This window comes from Campylobacter sp. US50a (assembly GCF_004379015.1).
GTDB classification, from domain to species: domain Bacteria; phylum Campylobacterota; class Campylobacteria; order Campylobacterales; family Campylobacteraceae; genus Campylobacter_D; species Campylobacter_D jejuni.
The window spans coordinates 1-308 of sequence record NZ_RYYJ01000086.1 but is presented as its reverse complement, the minus strand read 5'-3'; the positions used below and the strand labels follow the sequence as shown (position 1 = coordinate 308).

1 pseudogene is annotated in these 308 nt (G+C 24.7%); it reads right to left on the bottom strand.

Annotated elements, in window-relative coordinates:
• Nucleotides 1–304: pseudogene (locus tag ELQ11_RS09770) on the bottom strand (hypothetical protein); the annotation flags it as partial.
• Nucleotides 305–308: the final 4 nt, after the last annotated feature.

The following is a 308-nucleotide window of genomic DNA, read 5'->3' as shown; positions in this document are numbered from 1 at the left end:
CATAGGCTGTATTGGTAGAAGTGCTTATATCTGCTTGTTTATATTTTAGAGTATAAATAGAGTTTTTAAATTCACTAGATATATCATAATTAGGAGAATTTGTCTTACTACTTATACTAAAATTAGTATTATTGCTAGTATTTGTTGTATTAGTAGAATTTAATACTTCACTTCTTGCTAGAGTTTGTGAATTTGCACTTTGAATTTCATTTAACTTACTAGCATTTTGTTTTAAAAAAGCATTAGCAAAACTTATTTTAGAATTTTCTTTACTTTCTTTATTAGCTTTTGCTTGTGAAAGTATAGAA